This is a genomic window from Streptomyces populi, assembly GCF_002911015.1.
Classification (GTDB): domain Bacteria; phylum Actinomycetota; class Actinomycetes; order Streptomycetales; family Streptomycetaceae; genus Streptomyces; species Streptomyces populi.
On sequence record NZ_KZ626955.1, the window covers coordinates 1 to 25,370 of the forward strand.

Below are 25,370 nucleotides of genomic sequence, written 5' to 3' on the forward strand. Positions count from 1 at the left end.
GTGCACGGGAGCCGGCCGCGGCCGTACCGCGTCCAGGTCAGGGTGCGGACGCTGACCGACGACGACTGGGACCGTTTCCTCGACGCCGCCGCCGAGCGGCCCGGACACATCGCGGCGCTGCTCGACAAGGAGATGCCCAGGTCGCTCGCGGACTGCGGGGTCGAACTGCTTCCGGGCCCCGGTGAACTCGAACCGCACTGTAGCTGCCCCGACTTCGGGCACCCCTGCAAGCACGCGGCCGCACTCTGCTACCAGACGGCCCGGCTGCTGGACCAGGACCCGTTCGTCCTGCTCCTCCTGCGGGGCCGTGGCGAGCGCGAGCTGCTCGACGCGCTCTCCCGGCGCAGCGCCACCCGCGCGGCCCGCGCCGCCCAGGAACGGGAACCGGAACAGCCGGCCGGCGTACGCGCCGGCGATGTCCTGGCACGACGTGTGCTGCCGCCCCTTCCCGCACCGCTGCCGCCGCCCGCGCACCCCGAGCAGCCGCCGGCCTACCCGGGCGCGCCGGGCGGCCCGGACCCGTTCGCGCTGGACCAGCTGGCCACGGACGCCGCCGCCCGCGCGCACGCGCTGCTCACCTCGGGCCGTGATCCCGTCGCGGAACTGACGCTCTGGCAGGACGCGGTGCGCATCGCCGCGGCCCGTCCGGGGTCGGGGCTGACGGCCGCCACCCGTGCCCTCTACTCCTCGCTCGCCTCCGCGACCGGCCGCACCCCGGTCGAGCTGGCACGGGCGGTCGCCGCCTGGCGGCAGGGCGGGATCGAGGCGCTCGGCGTGCTCGAGGAGGCCTGGGACCCCCCGGCGGGCCGGTTCGACCGGGCCCGGCCGCTGCTGATGGCCGCCGATCTCCCGGCCTTCCGTCCCTGGCGCAACCACCTCACCCACCCGCACGGCCACGCCCAGCTCCGTCTCGGCCGCGACGGCCTGTGGTACGCCTACGAGTCCGAGCCGGGCCGTGACGACTGGTGGCCCCGGGGCACCCCGGACCTCGATCCGGTCGGCGCCCTGACGGAACTCGGCGTGCCGGACGAGCTCTGACACGGACGGGAACCCCGGACCGGCCGGGCGGAACCGGTCCGTCCGTGCCGAGCCGCCCCTTCCCCCTCGTCGACCGAACCGTTGCCTTCACGGTCCGGGCCGTTCTCTTCCGATCCGGTCCGGTCCCTCTGCGGTCCGTGGCGGTCCGGTCCGGACCGTTTCCGGTCCGGCGGACCCGGTGCGAGCGGTGTGGACCCATGGGGCGGCCCTGTGGGGGCGGCGTGGACACACGGCCCCCATTTCCGTCCGAACGGGCGCGGAAGCTAGCGTGGTCCGGTGAGTGAGACGAAGACCCCTGCCCTCCAGTACCGCGTCGACGGCCCGGAAGATGCTCCGGTGCTCATACTCGGACCCTCGCTCGGCACCACCTGGCACATGTGGGACAGGCAGGTCCCGGAGCTCTCGAAGAGCTGGCGGATCTTCCGTTTCGATCTCCCGGGACACGGCGGGGCCCCCGCCCATCCGGCCGGATCGGTGGCCGAACTCGCGGGACGACTGCTGGTCACCCTCGACCAGCTGGGCATCCAGCATTTCGGGTACGCGGGCTGCGCGTTCGGCGGAGCCCTCGGGCTCGAACTGGCGCTGCGCCGTCCGGAGCGCGTCGCCTCCCTCGCGCTGATCGCGGCCTCGCCCCGCTTCGGCACGGCCGACGAGTTCCGGCAGCGTGGAGTGATCGTGAGGTCGAACGGCCTCGACCCGATCGCCCGCACCTCGCCCGAACGCTGGTTCACGAGCGGCTTCGCGGCGGCCCAGCCCGCGATCACCGAGTGGGCCGTGCAGATGGTGCGCACCACCGACCCCGGGTGCTACATCGCGGCCTGCGAGGCGCTCGCCACCTTCGACGTGCGGGGCGAACTGGGCCTGGTGGGCGTGCCGACCCTCGTCCTGGCCGGCTCCGACGACCAGGTCACCGGGCCCGCGGAGGCGCGCACGCTGGTCGCCGGGATACCGGACGCCCGCCTCGCGGTCGTCCCCGGCGCCTCGCACCTGGTTCCCGTGGAGCAGCCCGCCGCCGTCACGGATCTGCTCGTACGGCATTTCTCCAGCGCCTGGCTGCCCGCCTTCGACTCGTCCACCGGACAGATGGCGGTCCAGGCCGCGCAGGCGTACCCCGTGCAGGCCGCCCCGCCGCCCGTCACGCCCTTCGCCGAGATCGCCCCGGCCCCCGTGGCACCCGAGCCCACGGGGCGGCAGGATCCCTACGACATCGGGATCAAGGTGCGCCGCGAGGTGCTGGGGGACGCGCACGTCGACGGGGCGCTGGCCTCGGCGGACGATTTCTCCGGGGACTTCCAGGAGTTCGTCACCCGGTACGCGTGGGGGGAGATCTGGGACCGTCCCGGACTCGACCGGCGTTCGCGCAGCTGTGTGACGCTGACCGCCCTGGTCGCGGGCGGTCACCTCGACGAGCTCGAGACCCACACCCGTGCCGCCCTGCGCAACGGTCTCACCCCGGTGGAGATCAAGGAGGTGCTGCTCCAGACGGCCGTCTACTGCGGTGTGCCGGCGGCGAACAGGGCCTTCCGGGTGGCGCAGAAGATCATCCGCGAGGAGACGACCCCCCAGGAGTGAGCGGACGGAGCCGTCCGCGGGAACGGCCTTCCGGGCGGGGGCGGGGGCAGGATGGACCCATGAAGCTCACGAAGAAGTCGCACGCCTGCGTCCGTCTCGAGAAGGACGGGCGGACGCTCGTCATCGATCCCGGGGGTTTCAGCGAGGAGGACGCCGCCCTGGGCGCGGACGTCCTCCTCGTCACGCACGAGCACCCCGACCACTTCGACGAGGGGCGGCTGCGGGCGGCCATGGAGGCCGACCCGGCGGCCGAGATCTGGACACTGCGGTCGGTGGCGGAGAAGCTCTCCGCCGCCTTCCCCGGCCGGGTGCACACCGTCGGCCACGGCGACACCTTCACCGCCGCCGGGTTCGACGTCCAGGTGCACGGCGAACTGCACGCGGTGATCCACCCGGACATCCCGCGCATCACCAACGTCGGCTACCTCGTCGACGGCGGCCGCGTCTTCCACCCCGGGGACGCCCTCACGGTGCCCGACCGGCCGGTCGAGACGCTGATGCTGCCGGTGATGGCCCCGTGGAACAAGATCTCCGAGGTCATCGAGTACGTCCGCGAGGTCAAGCCGCAGCGTGCGTACGACATCCACGACGCCCTGCTCACGGACCTCGCCCGGCCGATCTACGACCGCCAGATCGGCGCCCTCGGCGGCTCCGAGCACCTGAGGCTCGCGCCGGGAGCGTCGGCGCAGGTCTGAGCCGGGCCGGGCCCGGACCCGTGTGCTCCGTGCCGTCCCGGCGACGGGGGGACGGCACGGCGTGTCCTCGGCGGACCGGTTGTCGTACCCGCCCGGTAGGTTGTGAGGCATGCGCATCGCGACCTGGAACGTGAACTCGATCACCGCCCGTCTCCCGAGGCTGCTGGCCTGGCTGGAGAGCAGTGGCACGGACGTGCTGTGCCTCCAGGAGGCCAAGGTCGCCGCCGAGCAGTTCCCGGTGGAACCGCTGCGCGAGCTGGGTTACGAGGCGGCCGTGAACGCCACGGGACGGTGGAACGGCGTGGCGGTGATCTCCCGGGTCGGCCTGGAGGACGTGGTCAAGGGCCTGCCCGGCGGCCCCGGGTACGAGGGCGTGGAGGAACCCCGGGCCGTCTCCGCGACCTGCGGTCCGGTCCGCGTCTGGTCGGTGTACGTGCCGAACGGCCGCGAGGTGGACCACGCCCACTACGCCTACAAGCTCCAGTGGTTCGAGGCGCTGAGAGCGGCGGTGGCGGGCGACGCGGCGGGCGGCCGGCCGTTCGCGGTGCTGGGTGACTACAACGTGGCGCCCACGGACGACGACGTCTACGACGTGGCCGCGTTCGAGGGGCTGACCCATGTCACCCCGGCCGAGCGCGCCGCGCTGGCGGCCCTGCGCGAGACGGGCCTGACGGACGTGGTCCCGCGCCCCCTCAAGTACGACCACCCGTACACCTACTGGGACTACCGCCAGCTCTGCTTCCCGAAGAACCGCGGCATCCGCATCGACCTCGTCTACGGCAACGAGGCGTTCTCGACCGCGGTCAAGGACGCGTACGTCGACCGCGAGGAGCGCAAGGGCAAGGGCGCCTCGGACCACGCGCCGGTCGTGGTGGACCTGGACGTCTAGGAGCCGTCCGTCCGACGGGGGAAGGGGACCGGCGGGGGCCTCCTGGGTGGTTCCACGATCGTCACGATCCGCCTTGTTCCGTGATCAAATGCCGCGAGCTACATTTTGTTCACATACCAGGAACACGGAGCTTCGACGATCGCATCCCACGGAGAGGCCGGTCATGAACATTCCCTTCTTGGACAAGCTGCTCAAACGGGATCAGGTGCGGCGGGGCCGGCCCCTCGCCGCCGCGTTCGAGGACGACCCGGCGGGTGTGGCCGAGTTGCTCTCGGAGTGTGAACTGCTCCGCTCCCAGGCCTCGGCCGTCGGCCTCGAACTGGACGACACACCGGCCTCGTTGGTGGCGCTCGACCAGCTTCTGCCGCTGTGGCGCGACGACCCCGAGGCGCTGCCCTGGCTGGGCAACGACGCCGGCCTCTACCTCGGCACCGTCGTGGTGCGCACGGTGCCGGGTGCCGCCTGGCACGTCTGGCCCGGCGGCAGCCCGGCCGTCCGGCTCCCCTCGGGCCGTGAGATCCCGGTCGTCGAGGCCGGTCTCGACTGGGCCGTGCAGGGTGCTCCCGAGCTGTCCCAGATGTACGCCGAGGCCGCGGAGGCCTGACGCGCCGGAAGTACCCCGTGACCGCCCGTGGTGTCGTGATCCGTTCTTCGGACAGCCGCAAATACGGCTAATTGCCTGGTGTGCGTGTCGACCGATATGTGCCGATTTGCGTCGATAGTTTGCGTGGACCGGCACGGTTGACGATCGGGCAGGACCGGAATGGCCGTCGATCCGTTGATCGAGCTGTACGACATCAACACGTACCTCGGGGAGTCGCATGTTCCGCAGGACCTTGACCTCGACCTCGACCCCGCCGTCGGCGAGGGAGGGACGGCTGTGATCGCCGGCCTGCCGGGCCGGCCCTCGCCTTCCGGGTGAGGCGAGGGGATCCGTGTCCGTATCCGTCGGCCCGGCGGTGAGCGTGTGCGCCGCACCGCCGGGAGCGAGGCGGCCCGGCCGTACGGCGACCGCCTCCCGCACGCGGGAGACGCGCCGGGCCCCGCCGTCCGGGAGCTTCTGCCGCCGCCTTGACCGGCGGCGGTCCCACCGGTTCCGGGGACGCGGCGGGAGCCCGCGCACCCCGTCGGCGAGGGCTTCCCCGGTGCCGGGAAACCGGCCGCGCCGATCCTCGACTACGATTTGCCGTTCATCCCCGTGGTGACGGTGATCGCGCCTATCCGCATCGGGATGTGTGTGCTGCTCTCCCGGTTCGCCCCGTGGGCGTACGGGCGGGGGCGGCGCAGTCCCGAGACCGAGGCCGTGGACGTGGCTCCGGCCGAACCAGGGACGCTGCTGCCGGGTGGGACGTACCACCCGGCCCCGACACCGTGGGGGGAGCAGTAGCTCACAGGGCCAGGCCCGGCCGGCGCCAGCCGGAGATCACTGCTCGCGCAGGGGCACCGACACGTAGGACGGGTCGTGCTCCGGCGAGGAGAAGGTCAGCTGTGCGCCGGACGGGTTGTGCTCCATGTAGAGCGGGTCGACCGTGTCGACGACCACGGCGAGACGATGCCCGGCCGGGACGTCGTAGGCCGTGGAGAACAGGTCCAGGTCCACGCCGAACGGCTCGCCGGGCGTCCGCCCGTGGAAGCTGTACGGCGCGTTGCTGACCAGCTTGCCGATGCCGAGCGGGCCCACGTCGTAGAGATAGGCGATGAACGTGCCGCTCTCCTTGGTGCCGGTGACCGTGGTGTGCAGTCTGGCGGTGCCTCGTACACGCTGGACGTCCGTGGACTTCTCCGACTGCCACACCGCGGTCCAGTAGCGCGGCAGCAGCGGGATCGAGGCCATCGGGGGTATCCGTGTGAGCTGGTCGAGGATGCTGGACAGGAAGATGACCCCGCCGTCCGCGCCCGAGTCGACGTTCGTGTGGATCCTGGTGCTGCCCCCGAGGGTGATCTTCCGCGTGGTGGCACCGACCGACTTCCAGTCCGGATACCCCTCGTAGCCGCCCGTGGAGCGGGACTTGAGCTGTACCGGCTGTTCACGGTCGATGCCGTTGTCCTCGCCCCGCAGATAGTGGTCGAACCAGCGGCCGGTGTCGGTCCAGACGTCGTTGGGGAGCCCGAACAGTCCGGTGATCTCGGCGGTGGCGTGGTCGCCGGGGCGGAACTCCAGCCGCTTGGGCCCGGACAGCTCCTCGTAGAACTTGGCGTACTGGTTGGCCGAGAAGATCGTGTCGCCCCAGGTGTTGGCCATGAAGACCGCGGGACGGTTCTTGTCGAGCTGGTCGACGTACGTTCCGGGTGAACGTTTCTTCCCCCAGTCGAGCAGATTCTGTTCCTTCGACAGGTCCCCGGAGAAGAAGTCCTCGAACACCTGCCGGGTCTCGGCGCTGGGGTGGCCCACGATGTGCCCGACGCCGTCCAGCAGGGCGGCCGCCTGGGTGTGTTCGGTGCGGCCGGAGTAGATCGACGTGGTCAGGTCCGCCCAGCCGCTCAGTGCCGCGACCGCCTTGATGCGCTTGTCGTGCTCGGCGGCCAGCAGGCTGATCCCGGCCCCGTACGAGACACCCGCCACGCCCACCTTCCGGGCGTCGGCGGGGGTGTTGGCGAGCGCCCAGTCGATCACCTTGGACACGTCGGCGGTGTCCTTCGGGCCGGCGACGTCGATCTCGCCGCCCGACTGCCAGAACCCGCGGACGTTGTAACCGACCACCACGTAGCCGGAGTTCGCGAGCTTCTGGGCCTGTGCGAGGTATTCGACCTGCGGCAGGCCCCAGCTCGTGGGCAGCACGATGAGCGGGTAGGAGCGGGTGCCGTCCGCCCCCGCGGGAGTGGTGACGTTGGCCTTGAGGATGGTGCCGCCGTCGCCGGCGATGTCGACGAAGCGGACACCGCCCGAGCTGCCGGCGGCTTGGGCGGCGGGTGCCAGGCCCAGGCTCGCGGTGGCGATCAGGGCGGCGGAGAGGGCGCCGGTGGCGGATGTGCGCAGGGGGTTGCGACCGTTTTTCAACGGGTCACTCCTCACTTGGTCAGTGCAAGGGTGACCCGACGGTAACCGTGGGGCCTTACTCGAAGTAACCCATCAGTAAGTTACGTGCGAGTAACGATTGTTGAAGTGTTCATCTCTGCCTGTCGGGATCTCGCCCGCCCGTGCCGCGGGGCCGGCCGGGAAAAGGCGGTGCCCCGCGGGCCGGCCGTCGGGGGCGGAGAGCCGGGCGCGCCGGGAGCCGGGCGCACCCGGGTGTCACGTACGCCGACGCGCCCGGGGCGCGGCCGGCTTCGGCGCGGCCTCCCCGTCCTGGCCCGGGTCGGACGCCGCGTCCGGCGCCGGGTCCAGTGCCGGCGGCACCGGGAGCGGAGCCTGGGCGGCGCGGGTGACGTCCGCGACGAGTTCGACGACATCGGGGCCGTACGCCTGGGAGTTCACGACCTTCAGGAGCAGCACGAAGCTGTTGCCGCCGTGCTTGCGGGCGAGGCGCGTGTGGTTGCGGGCGAGGTACCGGGTCGCCGCCTGGTTGGTGATCGCGCGCTGGCCGCAGAAGAGGAACACCGGTCGCGCGTCACGGCTCTGACCTGCGGTCAGCCGGGCGAGGATCACGTACTCGGCCTGGCCCGACTCCAGGCGGTAGCGCTCGCCGCCGATCTGGAACGCGCCCCGGTCGGGCCCCCGTCCTGACTCGACGTTGACCTGCACGCCGGGCAGCAGGGACTGTAGGTGCGCGGCCATGCGCCGGTTCGACGCCGGTCCGCCCACGCAGAACTCCGTGCGTTCGCCGAAGCCCTGCTGTGTCGCGTCGTGCGCGATGACCTGGGCGTGCGCCCCGCAGTCCTTGATGAGCGCGGACAGTTCGAGGAGCGCGAACACGTCGTGGCGCACCACCGTGAGCTCGGGACCGCCCGCCTCGCGGTTCACCACGAGGAGCGACTCGGAGTTGTCGGGCAGCCCGAAGAACGCCTGCTTGCGGCGGAGCTTGCGCTTCCACAGGTAGGTCCGGGCGATCCAGCCGAGCGCGGCACTGATGCCGGCGGCCAGGACGCCGAGGACGATGTTGCGCACGTCGTCATTCATGTGCGCGCATGCTAGCGGGCCCACGAAGCCGTGTTCGAGGGGGCCTGACGCGGTGACGACGGTGAAGTTACGCTGCGCGGACGGCTGTTGACTGGAGGTATTGATGCGACGCCCTCTTGCGCGGAATCTGACGGTCCTGGCGGTTTCGGCCGCGGCGGCACTGGTGGGCGCGGCGGCCCCGCCCGGGGCGCCGACGGCGGGCGCGGCCACGAGAGAGCCCGCCGCGAAGGTGCCCGTCGCGGTCGGGTACGGAGGCGCCGTGGCGAGCGTCGACGCGGACGCCTCCGCCGCGGGCATCGAGGTCCTGAGGAAGGGCGGCAACGCCGTCGACGCGGCCGTCGCCACCGCGGCGGCCCTCGGCGTCACCGAGCCCTACTCGTCCGGCATCGGCGGGGGCGGCTACTTCGTCTACTACGACGCCAAGTCCCGTACGGTGCACACGATCGACGGGCGGGAGACGGCCCCCCTGACCGCCGACTCCGGGCTGTTCCTGGAGAACGGCAAGCCGCTCGCCTTCGCGGACGCCGTCACCAGCGGGCTGAGCGTGGGCACACCGGGCACGCCCGCCACCTGGCAGACGGCGCTGGACGCGTGGGGGAGCAGAGGCCTCGGCGCCGTCCTGAAGCCCGCCGAGCGCATCGCCCGCTCCGGGTTCACGGTCGACGCCACGTTCCGCTCGCAGACCGAGCTGAACCAGGCCCGGTTCGCGAACTTCCCCGACACCGCGAAGCTGTTCCTGCCCGGCGGCGCCCTGCCGGTCGTCGGGTCGACCTTCAAGAACCCCGACCTGGCGCGTACGTACGAGGAGCTGGGCAGGAAGGGCGCCCGGGCGCTCTACACCGGAGAACTGGGCCGGGAGATCGTCGCCACCGCCGACAGGCCGCCCGTGGACCCGGCCTCCGGCTACAACGCACGCCCCGGCAAGCTGTCCCTGGAGGACCTCGCGGCCTACCGGGCGAAGCGGCAGGCGCCCACCAGGACGTCGTACCGCGGTCTGGACGTCTACTCGATCGCGCCCTCCTCCTCCGGCGGCACCACCGTCGGCGAGGCGCTCAACATCCTGGAGCGGACGGACCTCTCGAAGGCGAGCGAGACGCAGTACCTGCACCACTACATCGAGGCGAGCCGGATCGCCTTCGCGGACCGGGGCCGCTGGGTGGGCGACCCGGCGTTCGAGGACGTGCCGACCAAGGGGCTGCTCTCGCAGAGGTACGCCGACGGCCGGGCCTGCCTGATCAAGGACGACGCGGTGCTGACGAGCCCGCTCGCGCCGGGCGACCCGAACCACCCCGCCGCCTGCGGCGCCACCGGGACGGCCGCCCCGACGACGTACGAGGGAGAGAACACGACCCATCTGACGGTGGCCGACAAGTGGGGCGACGTCGTCGCCTACACGCTGACCATCGAGCAGACCGGCGGCAGCGGGATCACCGTCCCCGGCCGCGGATTCCTCCTCAACAACGAGCTGACCGACTTCTCCTTCGCCCCGGCCGACCCGGCCGTGCACGACCCCAATCTGCCGGGTCCCGGGAAGCGCCCGCGCTCGTCGATCTCGCCGACCATCGTCCTCGACCGGCACGACAGGCCCGTCGTGGCGCTCGGTTCGCCCGGTGGTGCGAGCATCGTCACGACCGTCCTGCAGACCCTGACCGAGTTCGTCGACCGCGGGCTCCCGCTGGTCGACGCGATCGCCACGCCGCGTGCCAGCCAGCGCAACGCCGCCCAGACCGAGCTCGAACCGGGCCTGTACGACAGCCCGTTGCGGGCCGGCCTCGAGGCCATCGGCCATTCCTTCAAGCCGAACCCGGAGATCGGGGCGGCCACGGGCGTCCAGCGGCTCGCGGACGGCAGGTGGCTGGCCGCCGCCGAGAAGGTCAGGCGCGGTGGAGGCTCGGCCATGGTCGTGCGGCCCGCGTCCTAGCGGGCACCCGGCCGCTTGCCGCGGGGCGGGAGCGTTCCGCGCCCCGCGGCAAGCGGTGGCCGGGCGGTCAGCGCGCCGTCAGGACGCGCGGACCCGAGTCCGTGATGGCCACCGTGTGCTCCGCGTGCGCCGCCCGGGAGCCGTCGTTCGTGCGCAGGGTCCAGCCGTCGGGGGCCGCGTGGTAGCCGTCCGTGCCGCCGCCGATGAGCATCGGCTCGATGGCGAGGACCATGCCGTGCCGCAGGGGCATGCCGCGGCCGGGGCGGCCCTCGTTCGGGACGCCCGGGTCCTCGTGCATCCGGCGTCCGATGCCGTGGCCGCCGAAGCCGTCCGGGATGCCGTAACCGGCCGTCCGGCACACCGTGCCGATGGCGTGCGCGATGTCCCCGATGCGGTTGCCGACGACGGCCGCCTCGATGCCCGCGGCCAGCGCCCGCTCCGCGGTCTCCACGAGCCGCAGGTCGGCGGCGCGCGGCGCGCCCACGACGAAACTGATCGCCGAGTCGCCCACCCAGCCGCCGAGTTCGGCGCCGAAGTCGATGGAGACCAGGTCGCCGTCGCGCAGCCGGTAGCCCGTCGGGATGCCGTGCACGATCGCCTCGTTCACGGAGGCGCAGACGACCGCGGGGAAGGGCGTGGGCGCGAAGGAGGGGTGATAGCCGAGGAAGGGGGACGTGGCCCCCGCGTCGCGCAGGACCTGATGCGCCACCTCGTCCAGCTCCAGCAGGGAGACGCCCACGTCCGCGGCCTCGCGCACTGCCGTGAGCGCCCTGCCCACGACCTGGCCGGCCGCGTACATCTCGTCGATCGATGTGTCGGTCTTCAGTTCCACCATGCCAATTACTATACCGGTATTAGAATGGTGTCATGGTGCGAACCCCCCTGACCCCGGAAGAGCGCGAACGCGGCGAGCGGCTCGGGCAACTGCTGCGCGAGGCCCGCGGCGGACGCAGCATGGCGGACGTCGCCGGGGCGGCCGGGATCTCCGCGGAGACCCTGCGCAAGATCGAGACCGGGCGCGCGCCCACACCGGCCTTCTTCACGGTCGCGGCGCTGGCGCGGGCCCTCGGGCTCTCGATGGACGAGCTCGTCGTGCGGTGCGCGCTGGTGCCGGTGGCCTGACGGGTCCGCGTGCCGGCGGCCGGACGGGCCCGTGCCGGTGGCCTGACGGGTTCGTGGCCTGGCGGTGGCCTCGTGGCGGCCCGACGGCCCGGCGGCCCGCGAGCCGGTGACGGCCTCGCGGTGCGCCCGGACCGTGTCGCCCGGCGTCCCCGCGGTCCGGCCGTCGCTGAGAAATTGTTGAATTCATTGAGCATTTCCTTTTCGTCTACGCGTGTAGTCACTAGCCTCCGGCCATGTCGAACACCAACGCCCGCTCCGGCGTGGCGACTTCGAAGCGGCCGGTGCCCGGTGAGGCGCGGCTTTCCGTCCCCGTGGAGCCCACGGCCCGGCGTGGGCGCCGTGCGCGCACGGCCGTACGGCTCATCTGCACCGATCTCGACGGCACCCTGCTCGACTCGGCCGGTGCCATCCGCGAACGCACCCTGAGCACGCTCGCCGAGGCGGGACGGGCCGAGGTCGCCGTGGTGGGGGTGACCGGACGGCCCGTCCGCGACACCCTGGACCTGGCCCGGCGCTACGGACTCACCGGCCCCGTGGTGTGCGGCAACGGCGCGGTGACCGTGGACGCCGGGTCGGGCCGGCTGCTGGACTGCCGGGGGTTCGGCCCCGGCGACGCGGCGGGGATCCTGCGCGCGGTCCGGGACGCGGTGCCCGGGGTCGCGCTGGGGGTCGACTCCGTGTCCGGACTCCGCCTGGAGGCGGACTTCGTGCGACTGGTGCCGGACGCCTGGAGCCGTGCGGCGGCGGAGGGCGGGTCCGCGCCGGTGGACGCGGACCCGGTGGTCAAGATCCTCGCCGCCCATCCGATGCTGCTCGTGGACGAACTGGCCGCAGTGATCACCTCGGTCGTCGGTGACCGCGTGGTGATCACGAGATCCGCCGGTGACTTCCTCGAACTGTCCGCCCCCGGCGTCGACAAGGGGGAGGCGCTGCGCTCGCTCGCCGAGCGGCGCGGACTCCCGCTGGAACACACCGCCGCCGTCGGTGACATGCCCGACGACATCCCGATGCTGCGCGCGGCCGGGCTCGCCGCCGCCGTGGCCAACGCCCACGAGGACACCCTGCGGGCCGCCGACATCGTGCTGCCCAGCAACGACGACGAAGGCGTCGCGGCCCTCATCCGGCTCGTGCTGCCCCGCACGGCGGCGGGGGAGGCGTGCCGCATCTGAGGGTGAGGGTGGGGCCGCCTCTCCGGCCCGGGCCCGTGCGGGGCCGGTGCGCACGGGGCCGGCGCGCACGGGCCGCGTCCGGTGCGCGCCCGAGTACCGGTCGGGCGTACCCGGGCGCACGTCAGGGCGCGTGCCCGGATGGGTGTCCGACCGGCGTGCGCCGGTGCGCCCCTCGGCGAGCGCCCCGCGTCCGCGACGAAAACTCCCCGTAGTCGGTACGTAACACGACTGGTGTTTCCTGTCGGGTCGAAGTGCTCACGGCGGGCGGGGAGTTGGGTGATGAATGTAGGACAACTCCCGGAGCGGGTGCTGGAGTTCGCGCGGTACCTGAACGGGCTGGTGGAGCGGCTCGACCCGGGCGACGGCTGGTGCGGGGTCTTCTGGCGACGGGACCCCGACGGGATGCGAGCGTGCCTCGAGGGCCGGGAGGTGCCGCCCTGGGACGTCGTCGAGGCGCTTCTCCAGGACGTCTTCGCGCGGTACGGGGAGCGTGCCGCCGCCCAGGAGACGGCACGGGCCCGGACGCTGCACGGGGCCTCGCTGGCCGCGTACGACGCCCGTCCGGGCGGCAGGGACGCCCTCGGCGACCGCTTGGACGTCATGCTGCGCGAACAGCGCTACGCCCTTGAACGCCAGGCCGAACTGAGCGGGCGGCTCCGCTCGGCCGCTTCCCGGGAGGAGGCCGAGGCGGTCCGCCTGGACATCGCCTGGGCGCAGGACGATCACGAACGGGCCACCGCGCGCTGCGCCGAACTGCGCCACCGCATGGACGAGGTCGACCACCGCACCCTGCGGGCCCGTGCGTGGAGCGCGCCGGGCTTCCCGGCTCCGGCGGCCGGAGGGGACGCGGGAGCGCCTCACCCGGAGAGCCGGGCGGACCCCTCGGGAGGCCACCTGCGCGGACGGCACCCGGCGGGAGGAGGTGCCCCGCGCGACCGGGAGACGGGTACGTCCGGCGCGTACTTCGGCGCGGAGCCGGATGCGCGCGACACCGGCGCGCGCCCGTCTCCAGCCCACACCCCGGGCCCCGGCCCTGGACCGGCTCCGGGCCCTGGACCGGCTCCGGGCCCTGGACCCAGCCCCGGCCCCGGATCCAGCCCCGGCCCGGAACCGGAACCGGCGAGACGGTCCAAGCGGCGCCGCAGGGGCAGCGCCCGCTTCGCCGGGATGGTCGAGTCGGACGTGGCACCCGCGGTCGTACCGGAGACGGTGCCCGTACTGCCCGCCCCCTCCGCGCAGGGCGGGCGGACACCCCGGGGCGCACGTTTCGCGGGGGCCGCCGAGGAACCCGTGCGCCCGCACACGACGGCGGAGCCGGAGCCGCCGGACGAGGAGGCGTGGCAGCTCACCGCGGCGACCGCCGCGGCGCTCACCCGGCTGCGGGGCGAAGGCCGCAGCGGCGAGGCGCACGCCCTGCTGGTCGAGGCGGCGTACTGGCCCCCCGCCCGCTTTCCCCTGCTCGCCACCGCACTGCACCACGCCGGTCTCGACGCGGACTGGGCCACCCTGCTCTGGGAGGCGGCCTCGCTGCCCGCCGGCCGGCTGGTCGCCGCGGCCGACGCGCTCACCGCGGCCGGCCGCACCTCCGACGGCCGGCAACTGCTGCGCCAGGGCGTCACCCGGCCCGCGCCCGAGATAGGTGACGCCGTGCTCGGCCTCGCCGGGGAGGGCCGCGAACGCGAGATCGACGCCCTCCTCGACGCGTACGTCCGCGTGCGCACCCCGGAGGAGGCCGCGCGGAGCGCCGAGGCGGACCCGGAGCGCCTCGTGCCGCTCCTCCTGCGGGCGGCCCGGGGGGTGTCCGACGCGTGCCTGTGGGACCTGGTCCACGCCTTGCGGGTCGCCGGGTTCACGGTGTGACCCTCCGCCCGGCGGGAGGGCCGCGCCACCCGGCGGTGCCCGCCCTTCCCCGGCTCCCGCGCCCCCGCCCGCCCGCACCCGCTCGCGGACGGCGGCGCGCCCGCGGGAGCCGGCCGCCCCCGGTCCCCCGATCGGCTGTATCTCCGGCTCCACCGGCCACGTCACTCACCCGGGAGGGTCAGAAACGTGATCGACTCAGAGGGTTGACGACGATGGTCTTGGCAAGGCTGTCCGGGGGGCTTACGTTCGAGCCTCTACAGCCTTTGTCTACGGGCGTAGAGGCTCTCTGACGTCCCGTCGAAGGAGCAGCTCATGGGCAACGTCGTACGTGCCGCCCTGGTCCAGGCCACCTGGACCGGCGACACCGCATCCATGGTCGCCAAACACGAGGAACACGCCCGTGAGGCGGCCCGGCAGGGCGCCAAGGTCATCGGGTTCCAGGAAGTCTTCAACGCCCCCTACTTCTGCCAGGTCCAGGAGCCGGAGCACTACGCCTGGGCGGAGCCGGTCCCCGACGGGCCCACCGTCACCCGTATGCAGGAGCTCGCGCGCGAGACCGGCATGGTGATCGTCGTACCCGTTTTCGAGGTCGAGCAGTCCGGCTTCTACTACAACACCGCGGCCGTGATCGACGCCGACGGCACCTACCTCGGCAAGTACCGCAAGCACCACATCCCGCAGGTGAAAGGGTTCTGGGAGAAGTACTACTTCAAGCCCGGCAACCTCGGCTGGCCCGTCTTCGACACGGCCGTCGGCCGGGTCGGGGTCTACATCTGCTACGACCGGCACTTCCCCGAGGGCTGGCGCCAGCTCGGCCTGAACGGCGCCCAGCTCGTGTACAACCCCTCCGCCACCTCCCGCGGCCTGTCCGCCTACCTCTGGCAGCTCGAACAGCCCGCGGCGGCCGTCGCCAACGAGTACTTCATCGCCGCGATCAACCGGGTCGGGCAGGAGGAGTACGGCGACAACGACTTCTACGGAACCTCGTACTTCGTCGACCCGCGCGGACAGTTCGTCGGGGGGACGGCGAACGACAAGACCGAGGAACTCGTCGTCCGGGACCTGGACTTCGGCCTCATCGAGGAAGTACGGCAACAGTGGGCGTTCTACCGCGACCGGCGCCCCGACGCCTACGAAGGGCTGGTGCGGCCATGACCGACCTGTACACCCGCCACCAGGCCGTCCTGCCGGACTGGCTCGCCCTCTACTACGAGGACCCGATCGAGATCACCCACGGCGAGGGACGGCACGTCTGGGACGCCAAGGGCAACAAGTACCTCGACTTCTTCGGCGGCATCCTCACCACGATGACCGCGCACGCCCTGCCCGAGGTGACGAAGGCCGTCAGCGAGCAGGCCGGCCGGATCATCCACTCCTCGACGCTCTACCTCAACCGGCCGATGGTCGAACTCGCCGAGCGCGTCGCCCAGTTGTCCGGCATCCCCGACGCCCGCGTCTTCTTCACCACCTCCGGGACCGAGGCCAACGACACGGCCCTGCTGCTCGCCACGGCGTACCGGCGCAGCAACCAGATCCTCGCCATGCGCAACAGCTACCACGGACGGTCGTTCAGCGCGGTCGGGATCACCGGCAACAAGGGCTGGTCGCCCACCTCCCTGTCGCCGCTCCAGACGCTGTACGTGCACGGCGGCGTCCGCACCCGCGGTCCCTACGCCGACCTCGACGACGCCGCGTTCATCGACGCCTGCGTCGAGGACCTCAAGGACCTGCTCGGCCACGTCCGCCCGCCCGCCGCGCTGATCGCCGAACCGATCCAGGGCGTCGGCGGCTTCACCGCGCCGCCCGACGGCCTGTACGCCGCCTTCCGGGAGGTGCTCCAGCAGCACGGCGTCCTGTGGATCTCCGACGAGGTGCAGACCGGCTGGGGCCGCACCGGTGAGCACTTCTGGGGCTGGGGGGCCCACGCCGCCTCCGGGCCGCCCGACATGCTGACCTTCGCCAAGGGCATCGGCAACGGCATGTCCATCGGCGGAGTCGTCGCCCGCGCCGAGATCATGAACTGTCTCGACTCCAACTCCATCTCGACCTTCGGCGGTTCGCCGGTCACGATGGCGGCGGGACTCGCGAACCTCACCTACCTCCTCGAACACGACCTCCAGGGCAACGCCCGGCGCGTCGGCGGCCTGCTCGTCGAACGGCTCCGCGCGGTCGCCGCGCAGTTCGGCGGGGTGCGCGAGGTGCGCGGGCGCGGACTGATGATCGGCGTCGAACTGGTGGAGCCCGGTACCGACCGCGCGAACCCCCGGGCGGCCGCGGCGGTGCTCGAAGCGGCCCGCGAGGAAGGCCTGTTGATCGGCAAGGGCGGCGGCCACGACACCAGCGTGCTGCGCATCGCCCCGCCGCTCTCCCTCACCGTCGCGGAGGCGGAGGAGGGCGCGTCGATCCTGGAACACGCCCTGAGGCGGGCCCAGTAGCAGATGAGCAAGGGCGGGTGAGCCGAAGGGGCGGTGGTGCCGGGGACCCGGCGCGCGAGGACCCGGAAGTCCGGGTGCGCGATGGGTCCCCGGGGCCGGCCGCGGCGCTCCGGAGGCGAACCGAGCCACGGACAAAGGGGAAAGCCGTCATGACCACCGCCCTGGGACCCGCTCTCTCGGTACGCCAGGTCCTCGCCCTGGACCGGGTGCTCGCCGGAGAGCCCGAGGTGGTGGCCGGCGCCGGCCACCTCGACCGGTCCGTCCGCTGGGTGCACGTCGCCGAGGCCGCCGACGTGGGCGTCATGCTCAGCGGCGGCGAAATGGTCCTCACCACAGGGGTGTTGCTCGCGGGCGACCCCGATGCCCAGGCCGAGTACATCCGCTCGCTGCACCGCGCCGAGGCCGCGGCCGTCGTCCTCGGGCTCGGCCGGGCCTTCCCGGCACCCCCGGACGTGATGCGCCGGGCCGCCGAACGCTGCGGACTGCCGATGGTGGTGCTCCACCGTCCGTTCCCCTTCGCCGAGCTGACGGAGGAGGTCCAGTCCCGGCTGGTACGGCACAAGTTCGCGGCGGTGAGCCTCTCCGAGGCCGTACGCACCGCGCTCACCGCTCTGATCACCACCGGTGCCCCGCTCCAGCACCTGCTCGACGAGATCGCCGTGCACGCCGCCTGCCCCGTCGTCGTCACCAACCTCGCCCACCGGGTCCTCGCCACCGCGGGCGAACGCTCCGCCGTCGACGACGTCCTGCGCGACTGGGACCGCATCGCCCGCCAGGCGGGAGGCAACCAGGGCGACGGATGGATCCGCGCCGAACTGGGCGGACGCGGGGAGAGATGGGGCCGCATCGTGCTGTGCGGACACCGGGGCGACGCGGCGACCGGGCGGCTGCTCGCCGACCGCGCCGCCGAGGCCCTGGTCCTGCACCGCATGCTCGGCGGCCCCGCCCACTCCTGGGAGGAGGAGTCCGCGCAGGGCCTGCTCACCGACCTGGTGAGCGGGGTCGTACCGGCCCGCCAGCTCCTGCCGCGGGCGCGCGCCGCCGGACTGCCCGTGAACCGCCGCACCTTCGTGCCGCTCGTCGTACGGGGCGGCGACCCCGCCCGGCTCGACCGGGTGCTCCGGCTGCTGGGACTGTCGGGGCTCGTCGCCGAACTGTCCGACGGGGCCACCGCCGTGCTGCTCAGCCTCCCGCGCGACCAGGACGCGGAGGCACTGGCCGAACACTTCGCCCTGCGGCTGCGGCACGAGACCGGCGTCCCCGCCACCGTGGCCGCCGCCGGACCCCGTACCGCCTGGGACGACGTGCCCTCCGGACTGCGTGAGGCCCTCCATGTCGCCGAGGCCGCCGCCGACACCCCCGACGACGAGGACCGGCCCGCGCTGGTCCGGCTGCGGGACGTCCATCTGCGCGGCCTGGTCCGGCTGCTCCGGGACGACCCGCACGTCCAGTCCTTCGCGGAACGCGAACTCGACGGGCTGCTCTGCGGGCCGCGGGCGGACCCGCGGCTGCTGCCCGTCCTGCGGACCTACCTCGCCACCGGCCGCAACAAGTCGCGCACCGCGCAGCTCCATCACGTCAGCCGCCCCGCGCTCTACCGCCGTCTGGAGGTCATACAGGAGCGCCTCGGCATCGACCTCGACGACTTCGAACAGGCCGCCTCCGTCCACATCGCCCTGCTCGCGCACGACGCGCAGCGACGGTGACACGAGGGCCCGCGGAAGCGGTGCCGACCCGGCGGGCAACGGCGTCGAAACACACGACCACTCAGGCGCAACACGGCGGAGCACGGAGGTGACACCGTGGAACGGCACAGCACTTCGGACGTGACACGGTGCAACTCAAAGTGCCGTCCGGGCCTTTCTAGTCTCCTCGGACACCGAGCGACCGGAGGTCCCGATGAGCAGAGTGATCCGCGCCGCCGTCTTCCAGACCGCATGGACCGGCGACAAGGAATCGATGATCCAGGTCCACGAGCAGGCGGCCCGCGACGCGGCCGCGCAGGGTGCTCAAGTCCTGTGCTTCCAGGAGCTGTTCTACGGACCGTATTTCTGCCAGGTCCAGGACAAGGAGTTCTACGCGTACGCCGAGCAGATCCCCGAGGGTCCGATCGTCCGGCGCTTCCAGGCGCTGGCGAGGGAACTGGGCCTCGTCCTGGTGCTGCCGATGTACGAGGAGGAACAGCCCGGCGTCCTCTACAACACGGCGGCCGTGATCGACGCCGACGGCTCCTACCTGGGCAAGTACCGCAAGACCCACATTCCCCAAGTCCCGGGGTTCTGGGAGAAGTTCTACTTCCGTCCCGGCAACTCCGGCTGGCCCGTCTTCGACACGGCCGTCGGCCGGATCGGGGTCTACATCTGCTACGACCGGCACTTCCCGGAGGGCTGGCGGGCGCTCGGTCTCGCGGGTGCGGAGATCGTCTTCAACCCGTCGGCCACCTCCCGCGGCCTGTCCGGCTACCTCTGGCAGCTGGAACAGCCCGCGGCGGCCGTCGCCAACGAGTACTTCGTCGGTGCGATCAACCGCGTCGGGCAGGAGGAGTACGGCGACAACGACTTCTACGGGACCTCGTACTTCGTGGACCCCGAGGCCCAGTTCGTCGGCGAGGTGGCGAGCGACAAGGAGAGCGAACTCGTCGTCCGCGACCTGGACATGGCCAGGCTCCGCGAGGTCCGCGACCGGTGGCAGTTCTACCGCGACCGCGCCCCGGGCGCCTACGGGCCGCTGACCGCGCCCTGACCGTCCGGGCCCGGTGCGCCGGCCGTCCGTGCCGCGGGTCCGGTGGTCCGAGCACCCGGCCCGTGGCACGGCACCCGGCACGGGCCGTCCCGTGAACCGCCCCACGGGCTTCGGCACCGGCGGCCCGCCGGCCGGAGCCCCCGACAGCCTCGCAACCCCCTCAGCGCACGCACGACCGGAAGGAGAGGGAGCATGAGCCGTACCGTCATCCGGGGTGGTCTCGTCATCACCGCGTCCGACGAGATCCACGCCGACGTCCTGATCGAGGACGGCAGGATCGCCGCCCTCGCCGCGACGGGCGCGCCCGCGGCCGAGTCGTGGACGGCCGAGCGCGTCCTGGACGCCACCGGCAAGTACGTGATCCCGGGCGGTGTCGACGCCCACACCCACATGGAACTGCCCTTCGGCGGCACCTTCGCCTCGGACACCTTCGAGACCGGTACCCGGGCCGCCGCCTGGGGCGGCACCACCACCATCGTCGACTTCGCCGTCCAGAGCGTCGGCCGCTCCCTGCGCGAGGGCCTCGACGCCTGGAACGCCAAGGCGGACGGCAACTGCGCCATCGACTACGGCTTCCACATGATCGTCTCCGACGTGAACCAGGACACGCTCAAGGAGATGGACCTGCTGGTCGAGGAGGGCGTCACCTCCTTCAAGCAGTTCATGGCCTATCCGGGCGTCTTCTACAGCGACGACGGCCAGATCCTGCGCGCCATGCAGCGCTCCGCCGAGAACGGCGGGCTCATCATGATGCACGCCGAGAACGGCATCGCGATCGACGTGCTCGTCGAACAGGCGCTGGCCCGCGGCGAGACCGACCCGCGCTTCCACGGGGAGGTGCGCAAGGCGCTCCTGGAGGCCGAGGCCACCCACCGCGCCATCAGGCTCGCCCAGGTCGCGGGCGCCCCGCTCTACGTCGTGCACGTCTCGGCGGCCGAGGCCGTCGCCGAACTCACCCGGGCGCGCGACGAGGGACTGAACGTCTTCGGCGAGACCTGCCCCCAGTACCTGTTCCTGTCGACCGACAACCTCGCCGAACCGGACTTCGAGGGCGCGAAGTACGTGTGCAGCACGCCCCTTCGTCCCAAGGAGCACCAGGCGGCCCTGTGGCGCGGCCTGCGCACCAACGACCTCCAGGTCGTCTCCACGGACCACTGCCCGTTCTGCTTCACCGGCCAGAAGGAACTGGGCCGCGGCGACTTCTCCAAGATCCCCAACGGCCTTCCCGGCGTCGAGAACCGCATGGACCTGCTCCACCAGGCGGTCGTCGACGGGCACATCTCGCGGCGCCGCTGGATCGAGATCGCCTGCGCCACCCCGGCCCGGATGTTCGGCCTGTACCCGAAGAAGGGGACCATCGCCCCCGGCGCCGACGCCGACGTCGTCATCTACGACCCGGGCGCCGAGCAGACCCTGTCCGCCGAGACCCACCACATGAACGTCGACTACTCGGCGTACGAGGGCAGGCGCGTGACCGGACGGGTCGAGACCGTCCTCTCCCGCGGCGAGGCGGTCATCACCGACCGGGAGTTCACCGGACGCGCGGGCCACGGCGTCTACACCCCCCGTTCCACCTGTCAGTACCTTCTCTGAGCGACCAGGAGTGGCGCCATGGACTTCGGACTCGTCCTACAGACAGACCCCCCGGCCTCCCGTGTCATCGACCTGATGAAGCGCGCCGAGGCCAACGGCTTCACGTACGGCTGGACCTTCGACTCGGCCGTGCTGTGGCAGGAACCCTTCGTGATCTACAGTCAGATCCTCGCCAACACCGAGAAACTGACGGTCGGCCCGATGGTCACCAACCCGGGCACCCGCACCTGGGAGGTCACGGCCTCCACCTTCGCGACGCTCAACGACATGTACGGCAACCGCACGGTGTGCGGGATCGGGCGCGGCGACTCGGCGATGCGCGTCGCCGGACGCAAGCCCAACACCCTGGCCCGGATCAGCGGCGCGATGAAGGTCATCCGAGCCCTCGGCCGGGGCGAGGAGGCCGACCTCGGCGGTACGGTCGTCAAGTTCCCCTGGGTCCGGCCCGGGGCCGAACTGCCGGTCTGGATGGCCGCGTACGGCCCGAAGGCGCTGAAGATGACCGGCGAGGAGGCCGACGGGTTCATCCTCCAGCTCGCCGACCTCTACCTCACCGAGTACATGGTCAAGGCCGTGAAGGACGCGGCGGCCGGTGTCGGGCGCGACCCGTCCGAGGTGAAGATCTGCGTGGCCGCGCCCGCGTACGTCACCGAGGACGACTCGCCCGGGGCACTGGCCCACGCGCGCGAGCAGTGCCGCTGGTTCGGTGGCATGGTCGGCAACCACGTCGCCGACCTGGTCGCCAAGTACGGCGAGCACTCGGCCGCCGTTCCCGACGAACTCACCGAGTACATCAAGGCCCGTGAGGGCTACGACTACTCCCACCACGGACGCGCCGACAACCCCGACACCGCGTTCGTGCCGGACGAGATCGTCGACCGGTTCTGTCTGATCGGCACCGCCGAGCGGCACGTCGAGAAGCTGAACGCCCTGCGCGCCCTGGGCGTCGACCAGTTCGCGGTCTACGACATGCACGACGCCCAGGAGACCACGATCGACGCGTACGGAACGCGGGTCATCCCCGCCGTCAACGGTCGGTAGCCGAAGTCCGACCCCTCAGTCTCCCCTTCCCGCCGTCCCGGGAAGGGGATCAGGGCGCACCGCGCGCACCCCCCGAGTCGTCCCCGCACGGCCTTTCCCGTCACTCCTCATTGATTGGCCTGCTCATGACAGAAATAGCCTCCCCGGGCGGCCCGCCCGCCGGACAGGTCACGCTCCCCGACGGCCGGGTGGAGATCGCGCCCGACGCGCCCGCCCCCACCGGTCCCTACGCCAACGACGACCTGCTCCCGGTTCCGGTCGAACGGCGCACCTGGACCACGTACAACTTCTCGGCCCTGTGGGTCGGCATGGCCCACAACACCGCTTCCTGGACACTGGCCTCGGGCCTGATCGCCGTCGGCATGGACTGGAAGCAGGCCGTCCTCACCATCGCGCTCGCCAACCTGATCGTGCTGGTCCCGATGCTGCTCACCGGGCACGCGGGACCGAAGTACGGCATCCCCTTCCCGGTCTTCGCCCGCGCCTCCTTCGGGGTCCGCGGGGCCAACCTCCCCGCCGTCGTACGGGCGTTGGTGGCGTGCGGCTGGTTCGGCATCCAGACCTGGATCGGCGGCGAGGCGATCTACTTCCTCGCGGGCAAGCTCTTCGGCGACGGCTGGCGGAACGCCTCCGAGGTCGGCGGCCACGCCTGGACCATGTGGCTGTCGTTCGCGGTCTTCTGGGCGCTCCAGGTCGCCATCATCTACCGGGGGATGGAGACGATCCGTCGGTTCGAGAACTGGGCCGCGCCCTTCGTGCTCGTGGGCGCCGGCGTGATGCTGTGGTGGATGAGCGACAAGGCCGGCGGCTTCGGGCCGCTGCTCGACCAGCCGTCGAAGCTCGGCTGGGGAGGGGACTTCTGGAAGCTGTTCTGGCCCTCGCTGATGGGCATGATCGGCTTCTGGTCCACCCTGTCGCTGAACATCCCGGACTTCACCCGGTACGGAAGGAGCCAGAGGGCGCAGACGGTCGGACAGGCCCTGGGGCTGCCCACCACCATGACGCTCTTCGCCTTCCTGTCCGTCATGGTCACCTCGGGCTCGCAGGCCGTGTACGGCGAGGCGATCTGGGACCCGGTCCAGCTCGCCGCCAAGACGGACAACGTCGCCGGCATCGTCTTCGCGCTGGTCACCGTGCTGGTCGCGACGCTGTCCGTGAACATCGCGGCGAACCTGGTCTCCCCGGCCTTCGACTTCTCCAACATCGCCCCACGGAAGATCGACTTCCGGACCGGCGCGCTCGCCACCTGCGTCCTCGGTGTGCTGATCTTCCCGTGGAAGCTCTACGCCGACCCGCAGGGCTACATCTTCACCTGGCTCGGGCTGGTCGGCGGTCTGCTGGGGACGGTCGCCGGCATCCTCATCGCCGACTACTGGATCCTGCGCCGCACGAGACTCGACCTCGCCGACCTGTACCGCACGGGCGGCCGGTACTGGTACGACGGCGGCTGGAACTGGCGGGCCGTGGCCGCCTTCGTCACCGGCGGCGTCCTGGCCGTCGGAGGGGCGGACTTCCACCCCCTGATCGACGGGCGGCCCGTCCCGGCGCTGGAGCCGCTCGCCGACTACGGATGGGCGGTCGGCCTCGGCACGTCGATGGTGCTGTACCTCGTCCTGATGCTGTCACGCGGAAAGGCCGCGGTCGCGGCCTGACCGCGGCGGGCGGAGGGCGGTCAGCTCTTCTGGCCGCCCTTCAGCGTGGCCGTCGCCTCCTTGGCCGCCTTGATGGCGCCCTTGTTGATCTCTTCCGTGTCGGGCGCCTTCTTGGTCTCGAAGTCGCTGCCGTTGTAGGTGACGACCACCAGTGCGTTGGACGCCCGGACGATCACCACGCCCTCGCGGGTCTCCTGCTTGTCCTCCGTGCTGAGGTTGACCACGGAGTAGGCCTCGTCGCCCACGCCCGGCACCGCCCCGCCGCCGCTCTTGTCGGCGACGCGGTCCTTGTAGGCCTTCTCCGCGGCGGCGTCCGAGTCCTTGATCTCGTACGAGACGTCGAGCCAGCGGTAGTCGAAGCCCTTCAGCGCGTTCCACGAGCAGGTGCGGCGCACCGCCTTGTCGGTGGAGGCGATCTCCTGGCCGGCCGTCTTGGCGCCGGGCACCAGGGACTTGATCGTCGCGACCTGGATGCCGCCGCAGGGGGCGGGTGACGCGGCGAACGTCTTGACGGCGGCGGAGGCCGAAGGGGCCGACGGTGAGTCGGGTGTCTGTTTTTGCGTCGATTTGTCCTCGGCATTGGGGGTCGCTTCGGACGGGCCCGTGGCCAGGGCCCAGCCCGCCGAGGCGAGCAGAGCGACCGGCAGCAGGCGCGCGGCGAGCGCGAGCGGCAGAGGAAGAGAACCCAAAGCGCACTTCTCGTGGGGGATGGTGCGGAGGAGGTCCGCACTGCGGACGGGATGCCAGTGTCACATGAGGTGACGTGGTGCGGAAGGGTCGGCCACCGTCATGCCCGTGTGATGACGGTGACTCACCTTGGCGCCGATTGACTGAGGGTGCGGCAAGATGTCCGATTCATTCGTCCCGGCGATCGCCGCTTTCTCCGTATCGCATCGCATCGAGCTCGATCCGTACCGGGATCCGAGGGTGTCGGACAGTCTGCCCCGACCGCTCGGCCGCCCTGGCCGCCTGACCGTGGGTGCCCCCAACTGGCCCCGCACGTAAGTGAGTCGGCCCTCGGGGCGAGCACGGGTCCCCGCGCGGCCATGCCCGTCGCGAGGCTTCCGTGCCATGATCGGCCCATGATCGCGACGAAGCGGCGACGGACCGGCGCGGCGGCCCCGGCCGGACCTCCGGCCCGGTCCGAAGTCCCTACCGTCTCCTTACCCGCGCGCGGCGCTCCGCGCGGTGCCGCCGCCCTCCGGACGAGGACGGTGCGCACGGTCCTGCTCGCCTGCCTGCTCGCGGCGGCCACCGGCGCGTGCGGCCTGTCCGCCGAGATCGACCGTGAGCGCGACCCCGGGCGGACCGCCGTCCCGGACCCCGTCCCGAGCGTGGTCGGGACCGACGCCGCCCACCTCCCGGACCCGTCCGGGACCTCCACCGACGGCTCCCTCGTCATCGAGGTGCCCGAGCCGTCGAGGACCGCGCCGACGCGGCCGGGCCCCTGTCCGCCGTCCGGCCTGCGCCTCGAAGCCGGACCCGTCGACGCGGCGATGGGCCTGCGCGGCATGACGCTGACCCTCACCGACTGCGGCGAGCGCCCGTACGAGGTGAACGGCCGCCCGGCCGTCGTCCACGTGC

General features: G+C 72.2%; 22 protein-coding genes and 1 pseudogene. 19 read left to right on the forward strand and 4 right to left on the reverse strand.

Annotated elements, in window-relative coordinates:
- The 7 genes and pseudogenes from CW362_RS35670 to CW362_RS44980 all read left to right on the forward strand — a co-directional run.
- Nucleotides 1-1,038 (forward strand): SWIM zinc finger family protein (locus tag CW362_RS35670; protein WP_206301158.1); only part of this gene is annotated, 1,038 nt, incomplete at its 5' end.
- Nucleotides 1,039-1,314: 276 nt separating this feature from the next.
- Nucleotides 1,315-2,610 carry a bifunctional 3-oxoadipate enol-lactonase/4-carboxymuconolactone decarboxylase PcaDC gene (gene pcaDC, locus CW362_RS35675; protein ID WP_103553756.1) on the forward strand — a complete coding sequence of 432 codons (1,296 nt, stop codon included), beginning with the start codon at nt 1,315-1,317 and terminating at the stop codon, nt 2,608-2,610.
- A 59-nt stretch (nt 2,611-2,669) separates the two neighbouring features.
- Complete coding sequence (locus tag CW362_RS35680; RefSeq protein ID WP_103553757.1) at nt 2,670-3,305, forward strand: MBL fold metallo-hydrolase; 636 nt, start codon at nt 2,670-2,672, stop codon at nt 3,303-3,305.
- A gap of 109 nt (nt 3,306-3,414) precedes the next feature.
- Entirely contained in the window at nt 3,415-4,194 is a 780-nt protein-coding gene (locus CW362_RS35685; RefSeq protein ID WP_103553758.1) for an exodeoxyribonuclease III, read from the forward strand.
- Between the two features lie 163 nt (nt 4,195-4,357).
- On the forward strand, nt 4,358-4,798 hold the full coding sequence (locus tag CW362_RS35690) for a DUF6278 family protein (protein ID WP_103553759.1): 441 nt from the start codon (nt 4,358-4,360) through the stop codon (nt 4,796-4,798).
- Nucleotides 4,799-4,957: 159 nt separating this feature from the next.
- Entirely contained in the window at nt 4,958-5,116 is a 159-nt protein-coding gene (locus tag CW362_RS44210; protein WP_206301159.1) for a hypothetical protein, read from the forward strand.
- 210 nt (nt 5,117-5,326) lie between these two features.
- Nucleotides 5,327-5,581 (forward strand): annotated as a pseudogene (locus CW362_RS44980) (amino acid ABC transporter permease); the annotation flags it as partial.
- A 36-nt stretch (nt 5,582-5,617) separates the two neighbouring features.
- Here CW362_RS44980 and CW362_RS35705 read toward each other — a convergent pair.
- On the reverse strand, nt 5,618-7,192 hold the full coding sequence (locus CW362_RS35705; RefSeq protein WP_103553760.1) for an alpha/beta fold hydrolase: 1,575 nt from the start codon (nt 7,190-7,192) through the stop codon (nt 5,618-5,620).
- Between the two features lie 234 nt (nt 7,193-7,426).
- Nucleotides 7,427-8,251 carry a hypothetical protein gene (locus CW362_RS35710; RefSeq protein WP_240658218.1) on the reverse strand — a complete coding sequence of 275 codons (825 nt, stop codon included), beginning with the start codon at nt 8,249-8,251 and terminating at the stop codon, nt 7,427-7,429.
- A 103-nt stretch (nt 8,252-8,354) separates the two neighbouring features.
- Between CW362_RS35710 and ggt the strand changes: the two genes are divergently transcribed.
- On the forward strand, nt 8,355-10,172 hold the full coding sequence (ggt, locus tag CW362_RS35715; RefSeq protein WP_103553761.1) for a gamma-glutamyltransferase: 1,818 nt from the start codon (nt 8,355-8,357) through the stop codon (nt 10,170-10,172).
- A gap of 67 nt (nt 10,173-10,239) precedes the next feature.
- Here the strand turns inward: ggt and map are convergent, their stop codons facing one another.
- The gene (gene map / locus CW362_RS35720; RefSeq protein WP_103553762.1) at nt 10,240-11,007 is read right to left on the reverse strand and encodes a type I methionyl aminopeptidase; all 768 of its coding nucleotides are present in this window, start codon (nt 11,005-11,007) and stop codon (nt 10,240-10,242) included.
- A gap of 32 nt (nt 11,008-11,039) precedes the next feature.
- On the opposite strand from map, the gene CW362_RS35725 reads away from it, so the two are divergent.
- The 10 genes from CW362_RS35725 (at nt 11,040) to CW362_RS35770 (ending at nt 23,786) form a co-directional block, all read left to right on the forward strand.
- Entirely contained in the window at nt 11,040-11,294 is a 255-nt protein-coding gene (locus CW362_RS35725) for a helix-turn-helix domain-containing protein (RefSeq protein ID WP_103553763.1), read from the forward strand.
- Between the two features lie 233 nt (nt 11,295-11,527).
- Nucleotides 11,528-12,463, forward strand: coding sequence for an HAD hydrolase family protein (locus CW362_RS35730; protein ID WP_103553764.1), 936 nt, complete (start codon nt 11,528-11,530; stop codon nt 12,461-12,463).
- Nucleotides 12,464-12,742: 279 nt separating this feature from the next.
- Nucleotides 12,743-14,323 (forward strand): hypothetical protein, encoded by a 1,581-nt coding sequence (locus tag CW362_RS35735; RefSeq protein WP_103553765.1) that lies wholly within the window; start codon nt 12,743-12,745, stop codon nt 14,321-14,323.
- A 312-nt stretch (nt 14,324-14,635) separates the two neighbouring features.
- Nucleotides 14,636-15,478, forward strand: coding sequence for a nitrilase-related carbon-nitrogen hydrolase (locus tag CW362_RS35740; RefSeq protein WP_103553766.1), 843 nt, complete (start codon nt 14,636-14,638; stop codon nt 15,476-15,478).
- Complete coding sequence (locus tag CW362_RS35745; RefSeq protein ID WP_103553767.1) at nt 15,475-16,758, forward strand: aspartate aminotransferase family protein; 1,284 nt, start codon at nt 15,475-15,477, stop codon at nt 16,756-16,758. The genes CW362_RS35740 and CW362_RS35745 overlap by 4 nt, the downstream gene beginning before the upstream one ends.
- A 149-nt stretch (nt 16,759-16,907) precedes the next feature.
- Nucleotides 16,908-18,464, forward strand: a complete 1,557-nt coding sequence (locus CW362_RS35750) for a PucR family transcriptional regulator (protein WP_103553768.1) — start codon at nt 16,908-16,910, stop codon at nt 18,462-18,464.
- A 193-nt stretch (nt 18,465-18,657) separates the two neighbouring features.
- On the forward strand, nt 18,658-19,500 hold the full coding sequence (locus CW362_RS35755; RefSeq protein ID WP_103553769.1) for a nitrilase-related carbon-nitrogen hydrolase: 843 nt from the start codon (nt 18,658-18,660) through the stop codon (nt 19,498-19,500).
- A gap of 192 nt (nt 19,501-19,692) precedes the next feature.
- On the forward strand, nt 19,693-21,093 hold the full coding sequence (hydA, locus tag CW362_RS35760) for a dihydropyrimidinase (RefSeq protein ID WP_103553770.1): 1,401 nt from the start codon (nt 19,693-19,695) through the stop codon (nt 21,091-21,093).
- Nucleotides 21,094-21,111: 18 nt separating this feature from the next.
- Nucleotides 21,112-22,134, forward strand: a complete 1,023-nt coding sequence (locus CW362_RS35765; protein ID WP_103553771.1) for a TIGR03842 family LLM class F420-dependent oxidoreductase — start codon at nt 21,112-21,114, stop codon at nt 22,132-22,134.
- Nucleotides 22,135-22,259: 125 nt separating this feature from the next.
- Entirely contained in the window at nt 22,260-23,786 is a 1,527-nt protein-coding gene (locus CW362_RS35770; RefSeq protein WP_162684338.1) for an NCS1 family nucleobase:cation symporter-1, read from the forward strand.
- Between the two features lie 20 nt (nt 23,787-23,806).
- On the opposite strand, the gene CW362_RS35775 is transcribed toward CW362_RS35770, so the two are convergent.
- Nucleotides 23,807-24,475: a hypothetical protein gene (locus CW362_RS35775; RefSeq protein ID WP_103553773.1), complete on the reverse strand. Its 669-nt coding sequence runs from the start codon at nt 24,473-24,475 to the stop codon at nt 23,807-23,809.
- 393 nt (nt 24,476-24,868) lie between these two features.
- Between CW362_RS35775 and CW362_RS35780 the strand changes: the two genes are divergently transcribed.
- The coding region (locus tag CW362_RS35780; RefSeq protein WP_240658219.1) for a DUF4232 domain-containing protein at nt 24,869-25,370 on the forward strand (502 nt) is incomplete at its 3' end.

What these genes read in the sequence shown, in the direction of transcription:
- CW362_RS35680 (WP_103553757.1), top strand. Translation starts at nt 2,670, where the DNA reads ATGAAGCTCACGAAGAAGTCGCACGCCTGCGTCCGTCTCGAGAAGGAC.
- CW362_RS35685 (WP_103553758.1), top strand. Translation starts at nt 3,415, where the DNA reads ATGCGCATCGCGACCTGGAACGTGAACTCGATCACCGCCCGTCTCCCG.
- CW362_RS35690 (WP_103553759.1), top strand. Translation starts at nt 4,358, where the DNA reads ATGAACATTCCCTTCTTGGACAAGCTGCTCAAACGGGATCAGGTGCGG.
- CW362_RS44210 (WP_206301159.1), top strand. Translation starts at nt 4,958, where the DNA reads ATGGCCGTCGATCCGTTGATCGAGCTGTACGACATCAACACGTACCTC.
- CW362_RS35710 (WP_240658218.1), bottom strand. Translation starts at nt 8,251, where the DNA reads ATGAATGACGACGTGCGCAACATCGTCCTCGGCGTCCTGGCCGCCGGC.
- ggt (WP_103553761.1), top strand. Translation starts at nt 8,355, where the DNA reads ATGCGACGCCCTCTTGCGCGGAATCTGACGGTCCTGGCGGTTTCGGCC.
- map (WP_103553762.1), bottom strand. Translation starts at nt 11,007, where the DNA reads ATGGTGGAACTGAAGACCGACACATCGATCGACGAGATGTACGCGGCC.
- CW362_RS35725 (WP_103553763.1), top strand. Translation starts at nt 11,040, where the DNA reads ATGGTGCGAACCCCCCTGACCCCGGAAGAGCGCGAACGCGGCGAGCGG.
- CW362_RS35730 (WP_103553764.1), top strand. Translation starts at nt 11,528, where the DNA reads ATGTCGAACACCAACGCCCGCTCCGGCGTGGCGACTTCGAAGCGGCCG.
- CW362_RS35735 (WP_103553765.1), top strand. Translation starts at nt 12,743, where the DNA reads ATGAATGTAGGACAACTCCCGGAGCGGGTGCTGGAGTTCGCGCGGTAC.
- CW362_RS35740 (WP_103553766.1), top strand. Translation starts at nt 14,636, where the DNA reads ATGGGCAACGTCGTACGTGCCGCCCTGGTCCAGGCCACCTGGACCGGC.
- CW362_RS35745 (WP_103553767.1), top strand. Translation starts at nt 15,475, where the DNA reads ATGACCGACCTGTACACCCGCCACCAGGCCGTCCTGCCGGACTGGCTC.
- CW362_RS35750 (WP_103553768.1), top strand. Translation starts at nt 16,908, where the DNA reads ATGACCACCGCCCTGGGACCCGCTCTCTCGGTACGCCAGGTCCTCGCC.
- CW362_RS35755 (WP_103553769.1), top strand. Translation starts at nt 18,658, where the DNA reads ATGAGCAGAGTGATCCGCGCCGCCGTCTTCCAGACCGCATGGACCGGC.
- hydA (WP_103553770.1), top strand. Translation starts at nt 19,693, where the DNA reads ATGAGCCGTACCGTCATCCGGGGTGGTCTCGTCATCACCGCGTCCGAC.
- CW362_RS35765 (WP_103553771.1), top strand. Translation starts at nt 21,112, where the DNA reads ATGGACTTCGGACTCGTCCTACAGACAGACCCCCCGGCCTCCCGTGTC.
- CW362_RS35770 (WP_162684338.1), top strand. Translation starts at nt 22,260, where the DNA reads ATGACAGAAATAGCCTCCCCGGGCGGCCCGCCCGCCGGACAGGTCACG.